General features: G+C 67.3%; 7 protein-coding genes (1 of these 7 only partly in view). 3 read left to right on the top strand and 4 right to left on the bottom strand.

From position 1 onward, the window contains the following. Positions 1-525: the end of a TonB-dependent receptor gene (locus tag L286_RS32190; RefSeq protein WP_021223282.1), read on the top strand. The gene continues 1461 nt to the left of window position 1, outside the view; the window shows 525 of its 1986 coding nt (coding positions 1462-1986); its start codon lies beyond the left edge, outside the window; it ends in the stop codon at positions 523-525. Between the two features lie 26 nt (positions 526-551). Here L286_RS32190 and L286_RS32185 read toward each other — a convergent pair whose 3' ends face one another. Beyond that, a complete protein-coding gene (locus L286_RS32185; protein ID WP_020819775.1) occupies positions 552-1205 on the bottom strand; it encodes an RBBP9/YdeN family alpha/beta hydrolase in 654 nt (217 codons plus the stop codon). 192 nt (positions 1206-1397) lie between these two features. Between L286_RS32185 and L286_RS32180 the strand changes: the two genes are divergently transcribed. Next, entirely contained in the window at positions 1398-1601 is a 204-nt protein-coding gene (locus tag L286_RS32180) for a hypothetical protein (protein WP_013053840.1), read from the top strand. After that, positions 1591-1818 (top strand): hypothetical protein, encoded by a 228-nt coding sequence (locus L286_RS32175; RefSeq protein ID WP_020819774.1) that lies wholly within the window; start codon positions 1591-1593, stop codon positions 1816-1818. The genes L286_RS32180 and L286_RS32175 overlap by 11 nt, the downstream gene beginning before the upstream one ends. 213 nt (positions 1819-2031) lie before the next feature. Here L286_RS32175 and L286_RS32170 read toward each other — a convergent pair whose 3' ends face one another. The 3 genes from L286_RS32170 to L286_RS32160 form a co-directional block, all read right to left on the bottom strand. Beyond that, positions 2032-2229: a hypothetical protein gene (locus L286_RS32170; protein ID WP_020819773.1), complete on the bottom strand. Its 198-nt coding sequence runs from the start codon at positions 2227-2229 to the stop codon at positions 2032-2034. 94 nt (positions 2230-2323) lie between these two features. Continuing rightward, entirely contained in the window at positions 2324-4801 is a 2478-nt protein-coding gene (locus L286_RS32165) for a glycoside hydrolase family 3 protein (protein ID WP_020819772.1), read from the bottom strand. Positions 4802-4950: 149 nt separating this feature from the next. Next, positions 4951-7209: a beta-glucosidase family protein gene (locus L286_RS32160; RefSeq protein ID WP_020819771.1), complete on the bottom strand. Its 2259-nt coding sequence runs from the start codon at positions 7207-7209 to the stop codon at positions 4951-4953. Between the last annotated feature and the right edge of the window lie 22 nt (positions 7210-7231).

Genomic DNA, 7231 nt, shown 5'->3' with positions numbered 1-7231 from the left:
TATTGGTGGCTGAATGTCGGCAGCGAACTGCGCTTCGTCGGCGACAGCAACGCGGTCGAGCCGACCGGCGCCAGCAAGCGGCACGGCTATGAGATCGTCGCCTTCTGGCGGCCGCTGCCCTGGCTGGCGCTGGACGGCAATTACACCGCCAGCCATTCGCGCTACGACAATGGGGACAGGATTCCCAATGCGTTCGAAAATGCCGCTTCGGCGGGCGTGGCGGTCGTGCTGGGGCGCTGGGAGACGAGCCTGCGGTTGCGGCATCTGGGGCCTTATCCGCTGATCGAGGACAATAGCGCGCGCGACAAGGGCAGCACCATCGTCAGCGCCCGCGGCGCGTGGAAGGGCAAGCGGATCGAGCTTTATGGAGACCTGCTCAATATCTTCGACAGCCGGGACAAGGACATCGCTTATCACTACGAATCCTATATTCCAGCCTTCGACGCGGCCGGCCCGCAGGAAGGGCGGCTCAGCCGGGTGGTCGAGCCACGGACGATACGTCTGGGGATGAAGATCCGGCTTTGATCAGGCCGATGGCGATCCCCGCCAGGTCAGACGCCGTAGAGCAGGGTCGCCTCCGCGCTGCGTTCCCGCTCTCCGGCGATCTGCTGGCTATCCATGTCCTGTTCTTCGAATGGTTGGCCGAGGCCGGAGAGCAGGAACCGCCCGAATGCCCAGTCGCCCAGCGCGGAATCGGCGTTGATGTGCCCCGCCTCCCCCGCATCGGCGAAGCGGCTGCCCCAGAATTGCGCAAGCAGCCGCGCCCGACCGAACGAGATATAGGGATCGTTGCGACTGGCGACGAGGATCGAGGGGAAAGGCAGCAACGCCTTGGGCGTAGGCGCGAAACCGCGCAAGCGCGGATCGACGGCGCCCGAATCGAGTTCCGGCGGGGCGACGAGCAAGGCTCCGGCGATCTTCTCGCTCCATTCCCGGCATTCGAACGCGGCCCACCAGGCAACGGCATGACATCCCAGGCTGTGGGCCGCGAGGATGACCGGCCCGTCGACGCGATCGATCGCATGGTTGAGATGGCCGATCCAGCTATTGCGCTGCGGCGCGTCCCAGCTGCCCAGTTCGGCGCGACGGCAATGGGGCAGCTCGGCTTCCCAGATCGTCTGCCAATGCCCCGGCCCGCTGTTCATCAGGCCGGGCACGGTCAGGATCGTCGCGGAAGCGATCAGTTCGGTGGCATTTGGACGCATGGAAGAACCTCCTGCCCGCAAAGTTATTCTCTATCATAATGATTGACAATAGGGAGCGCATATTTTGCGGATGGGCGTTACTGCTTCGCGACGAACCGAAAGCGTGCTTGATGGGCGGCCGACCCAGCGCGCCGGGAAGGTTGAAGGCCTGCGCTCCTGCCCCTATCAGCAGAGCATGCGGCGGCGACCTTCATGACGGACGGCATCAGGGACATTCTCGACCGTTTGCGCGCGCCCGGCGACAATGTCGTGGCGCGGGCGAGGCGCATGGTGGAAGCCCATGTGCCGGAGGAACGGCGCGGTCCCGGATGGGATCGGCACTGGCGCGAGTTGGAGGCCTATCTGGCGTTGCCGGGACAATGGCCTTGCGCCGAGGGAAAAGAAAATGACGGCTGACAAACTCGTCGAGTTGATCGTCGCCCGCCTGGTGCGCGATCACGGACGCAGCAAGCATCATTGGCGCCGGCTGGTGGGGCCGATCCGGCTCTACAGCCGCGCGACGCATCCGCATTGCAACTGGGCCGCCGCGCCGATCGGAACCTTTCAGGAAATCGCCGCGATCGAAACCCTGCTGGACGATTGGCGCCTGCGTTACCCGTTGCTCTCCGGTTGACCGGATCAGGCGTCGGGAGGCGCGGACAAATGCATGAGTCGCCGGAGTGATCTGGGGCGAGAAGCGGCCATTCGCCTATTCGTCACCCCGGGCTTGACCCGGGGTTCCGCTTTCTTTCTGAGTCCGCGCCTGGTCAAGGCAGCGGGATTCCGGATCAAGTCCGGGGTGACGGGAAGTGCCATTTCCCGACATTCCGAATTTGTCCGCGCTGCCTTAGCTTCCGGCTTCGGTGTTGACCGGCGGGGCCAAGGGATTGGGGTCGCCGTCCTCGGCTTTCTCGACGCGCTCCGCAGCTTCATCGTCGGCCTGATCCGCTTCGCCGCGGGGCGAGCCCTTTTCCGGCGGTGGCACATCGTTGCGGCCCTCCGCCGGGTCCTGGGACGATTCGTCGCGCTGTCCATCATTCTGCATGTCGATCTCCTCTTACGATGGCGTCAACGCGCGATCTTCGGAGGGTATCCTGTGCAAAGAGGTCGGGCCTAACCTGTCTTATCGACGGCGTTCCTTACTCTCCGCCCGGCACCGCGTCGCCGCAGGCGTCCATCGGCATGCTGACATAGTCCAGCTTCACGTCGGAAATGCTGATGTCGGCCGCGCCGTCGGATCGCAGCACCAGCGGCGCGGTGACGGCCCGCATGTCCGCGCCGCGCTTGGCGAAACATTGCAGCGGGACGGCGAGCCGGGTCCACTCCCCTGCCCTGGCGGCGGCAATACTGTTTGTTATCGGCAGTTCGACGGTCTTGCCGCCGCCTTGCAGGCCAGCGGTCAGCTTGCCCGCCGGTTTGGCGTCCACCTTATATTCGACCACCAGGCTGATTTCGCCGTTGCTCTCGCGGGAGAGGTCGACGGCGCGGGGGGCGGCGAAGGCGACCTGCCCCGCCCCCTTCCAGACGAAGCGGCGGCTGTCCTCCTGCGCGCGGCGGTCGACGCCGCTCTGGGTGACGCCCTCCGCCTCTATGGACCAGCCCGGCGGCGTCTGGCCGCGACCGTAGAAGGTGCCGGGGGTGGCGGCCGCCATGCCCGCGGGGCGGCTCTCGTCCAGCTTGCCGACCTTACCCGGCCGGGCGTAGCTGAGGCCGTAGCCGAAGGGGAAGAGCGGGTCATAGCCCGCGTCGCGGCGGTTCAGCGCATATTGGTCGGGGCGCTTGGGCCAGGAGAAGCTGAGCTTGCCCCGGAAATCGTGGCGCGGCTTGCCGTCGGGTCCGGCGAACAGCAGGTCGGCCACGCCGCCGCCCTCGCTGCCGGGCAGGAAGGCGACGACGAAGGCGTCCGACGCATTGAGTTCCGCATTCACCCAGAGCGGGCGGCCCGACAGGAACACCGCCACGACCGGCACGCCCGCCGCCTTGAAGCGGCGCAGCGTCTCCAGGTCGCGCTTGTCGCCGGGGCTATATTCCAGATTGGGCACGTCGCCCTTGAATTCGGCATAGGGTTTTTCGCCGAAGACGAGGATGGCGGCATCCGGCCTCTGCGTGAAGCGGCCGTCGGGGGCGTAGCGCGCCGTGCCGCCGCCTGCCTTCACCGTCTCCTCTATCCCCTTCCAGATCGACTGGGCGTTGGGGAAGGCGGAATTGGGGACGTCGATCCCCTGCCAGGTGATCGACCAGCCGCCCGCCTGCTGGCTGATGCTGTCGGCCGCCTCCCCCGCGACGAGGATATTGGCATTGGGCTTGAGCGGCAGGACGCCCTCATTCTTGAGCAGCACCAGCGATTCGCGCACGGCGCGGCGGGCGACGGCGCGGTGGCCGGGGGAGCCGATGGCGTCGAATTTGCCCGCGAAGGCGCGGGCGGAGGGGCGACCCCGGTCGAAGGTTCCGGCGCGGACCTTGACGCGCAGGATGCGGCGCACCGCATCGTCGAGCCGCGCCGCCGGGATCGTGCCGTCCTTCGCTTCGCGCAGCGTATTGTCGTAAAGCTGTTTCCAGCCGGGGCCGGAATACATGAACATGTCCAGCCCGGCGTTGATCGCCTGCGGGCAATCCTCATTGGAGCAGCCCGGCACCTGGCCATGGCTGTTCCAGTCGCCGACGACGAAGCCGTCGAAACCCATGCGGTCCTTCAGCACGCCGGTCAGCAGCGATGCGTTGCCACTCATCTTCTCGCCGTTCCAGCTTGAGAAGCTGGCCATGACCGATTGGGTGCCCGCCTCGATCGCGGCGGGGTAGCCGCCCAGATGGACGTCGCGCAGCACCTCTTCGGGCACTTTGGTGTCGCCCTGGTCGCGGCCGCCGGTGCCGCCGTCGCCCAGGAAATGCTTGGTGGTGGCGATGAGATGGTCGGGGGCGAGGAAGTCCTTGGTGCCGACCCTGCCCTGCACGCCCTCTATCATCGCGCCGGCATAGTCGGCGGCGATCCGGGGTTCTTCGCCATAGCTTTCATAGGTGCGGCCCCAGCGGTCGTCCTGCACCACCGCCAGCGTCGGGGCGAAGGTCCAGTCGAGGCCCGCCGCCGCCGTCTCCAGCGCGGTGATGCGGCCGATTTCGCGGATCAGATCGGGGTCGCGGGCGGCGCCCAGGCCGATATTGTGGGGGAAGAGCGTGGCGCCGACGATGTTGTTGTTGCCGTGGACGGAGTCGGTGCCCCAGATGATCGGGATTTTCGGGCCTTTGTCCGCGCGCGCCATGGAGGCGTCATAATATTCGTCGGCCAGTTGGAGCCATTTGGCGGGGGAGGCATATTCGTCGCCATAGGGGCCGCTATTGCCGCCGTTCAGGACCGAGCCGATCTTGTATGTCCGCACGTCGGCGGGGGTGATGGAGCCGATGTCGACCTGAATGATCTGGCCGACCTTGTCCTCCACCGACATGGATTTCAGCAGGGCTTCGACGCGGCGTTCGACGGCGGGGTCGCGTTTGGGTTGGGCGGCGACCTTCGGCCAGAGCTGGGGGTGCGCGATGGAGGCGGCGGGCTGCTGCGCGGTGGCGGCGGTGGCGAGCAGGAGCGTCAGCGCGGTCAGGGAAACGGGCGAAAGGCCGGTGGTCATGTCGTCTCCTGTTATGAAGGCGCTTATTCGCGCGGATTACGCAAGAGGCAAGGTACAGAGTGTTCCTGCGAAGGCAGGAACCCAGTTCTGCCGTCGCAACTGGGCTCCTGCCTTCGCAGGAGCACGTAATGCGATGGGGCTGTGCCTCATCACGGTTTCAGGCTCATGGCATCGAGTTTCGCCACGCCCTTGAGCGTCGCGTCGCCTGCATGATGGCCGACCGCCAGCGCATAGTCGCCACCGTCCAGCCGCCAGCCCTTCACTTCCTCGAACCGGGCGATCAGGCGCGGGTCGACGGTCATGGTGACGCGGCGGGTTTCGCCGGGGGACAGGCTGAGCTTGTCGAAGCCCGCCAGCCGCCAGGCGGCGATGCCCGCGCTGCCCCGCGCCTGCACATAGAGTTGCGGCACGTCCGCGCCCGCGCGGCTGCCCGCATTGGTCACGTCGAAGCTGACGGTCAGGGCCGCGCCGTCCTGCACCTGAAGATTGGCGTAGGCGAAGCGGGTATAGGTCAGGCCATGGCCGAAGGGGAAAAGCGGCTTCATGCCCTTCATCGCATACCAGCGATAGCCGACCTCCGCCCCTTCGGGATAGTCGACGGCGAAGGGGGCGACGCCGCCGGTCATGCCGTAATTGGTCTTGTCCCCCGCGTCCCGGCGGGCCTCTGCCGCGTGCAGTTCGGCAAGGCCCGCCGGTTCCGGGCGCGGCGCCTGATCGGCGCGCACCGGGAAGGTGATCGGCAGGCGGCCCGAAGGCGCGACGTCGCCGAAGAGGATGTTGGCGATGGCTTCGCCACCGCGCTGGCCGGGATACCAGGCCTGCACCAGCGCCGGAACCCTGGCGATCCAGGGCATCTCCACCGGGCCGCCGGTTTCCAGCACGACGATGGTCCTGCGGTTGGCGGTGGCGACCGCGTCGATCAGCGCGTCCTGATTGCCGGGCAGGCGCATGGTTTCGGGGTCTTGCGCCTCGGTCTGCCATTGCCAGCCGAAGACGATGGCGAGGTCGGCGCGCCGCGCCGCCTCCGCCGCTGCGCGTGGGTCGCTGCCGTCGACATAGCTGACCTCCGCCTGCGGGGCGAGGGCGCGGATCGCGTTCAGCGGCGAGGAAGCGTGCCACGTCATGCGGGCGAAGGAGGCCGCCGCCCCCTTCGTCAGCGGAATTTCGACCGGCGCCCCGCCGACGGAGCGGACCTGTGACGATCCGCCGCCCGACAGCACTCCCACATCGGCATGGCCACCGATCAGGACGATCCGCCGCGCGCTCTTCGCGAGCGGCAGCAGGTCGCCCTCATTCTTCAACAGGACGATGCCCTCCTCCGCCGCGCGCTGGGCGATGTCGGCATGGGTGGCATAGTCGATCTGGCGCGGGCTTTCCGGCACCGGGTCGTCCATCAGGCCGCTGGCGATGACGCCGTAGAGGATGCGCCGCACCATGTCGTCCAGTCGCCCCGCCGGGATGCGGCCTGCGGCCAGCGCATCCGCGAACGGCTGGCCGAAATAGATGGCGTCGTCCAGTTCCTGCCCGGATTCCTGGTCCAGACCGGCGAGCGCCGCCTTTTCCGTCGAATGGACCGCGCCCCAGTCGGACATGACCCAGCCCTTATAACCCCAATCCTGTTTCAGGACGCTGTTGAGCAGCCAGTCATTTTCGCAGGCATAGTCGCCGTTCACCTTGTTATAGGCGCACATGACGGAGGCGGGATCGCCGATCTCCGTCGCGATCTGGAAGGCGAGCAGGTCGCTTTCGCGCAGCGCCGCCTTGCCGATGCGGGCGTCCAGCACGGTGCGGCCGGTTTCCTGCGAATTCAGCGCGAAATGCTTGATGGTGGAGACGATATGGTTGCTCTGGACGCCGCGAATATGTTCGCCCGCCATCACCCCGGCCAGCAGCGGGTCTTCGCCCAGATATTCGAAATTGCGGCCGTTCCACGGATCGCGGGTCAGGTTGACGCCGCCCGCGAGCAGGATGTTGAAGCTCTTGGCCCGCGCCTCCGCCCCGATCATCGCGCCGCCAGCATAGGCGAGCGCCGGGTTGAAGGTCGCGGCGGTGGCGAGGCTGGCGGGCAGCGCGGTCGCCGTGTCGCCCTTCCGCTGCTCGACCTGGTTGGCGACGCCCAGGCTGGCGTCGCTTTCCCGCAGGGTGGGGATGCCAAGGCGCGGGATGCCGGGGATGTGCCCCGCCGACGGGATCATGGCGATGGGTTCGGCGGGCTTGGCCAGTGGCGGGAAATAGCCGTGGATGATCGCCAGCTTCTCCTCCCGCGTCATGGCGGCGACCAGCGCCTGCGCGCGCGCCTCCGCCGGCAGGGCGCGGTTGCTGCCCGCGACGGTGGAGGGAGGCGTCCGGGCGTGGGCCATGCCCGCTACGCCCAGCAGGAGGGAGGCGATCAGCAGCTTGCGCGTCATCGGGATACTCTTCGATTTGGGT

Source organism: Sphingobium sp. HDIP04, from assembly GCF_000445085.1.
Classification (GTDB): domain Bacteria; phylum Pseudomonadota; class Alphaproteobacteria; order Sphingomonadales; family Sphingomonadaceae; genus Sphingobium; species Sphingobium indicum.
This window is presented reverse-complemented; position numbering and strand designations above follow the sequence as displayed.

What these genes read in the sequence shown, in the direction of transcription:
- L286_RS32185 (WP_020819775.1), bottom strand. Translation starts at nt 1,205, where the DNA reads ATGCGTCCAAATGCCACCGAACTGATCGCTTCCGCGACGATCCTGACC.
- L286_RS32180 (WP_013053840.1), top strand. Translation starts at nt 1,398, where the DNA reads ATGACGGACGGCATCAGGGACATTCTCGACCGTTTGCGCGCGCCCGGC.
- L286_RS32175 (WP_020819774.1), top strand. Translation starts at nt 1,591, where the DNA reads ATGACGGCTGACAAACTCGTCGAGTTGATCGTCGCCCGCCTGGTGCGC.
- L286_RS32170 (WP_020819773.1), bottom strand. Translation starts at nt 2,229, where the DNA reads ATGCAGAATGATGGACAGCGCGACGAATCGTCCCAGGACCCGGCGGAG.
- L286_RS32165 (WP_020819772.1), bottom strand. Translation starts at nt 4,801, where the DNA reads ATGACCACCGGCCTTTCGCCCGTTTCCCTGACCGCGCTGACGCTCCTG.
- L286_RS32160 (WP_020819771.1), bottom strand. Translation starts at nt 7,209, where the DNA reads ATGACGCGCAAGCTGCTGATCGCCTCCCTCCTGCTGGGCGTAGCGGGC.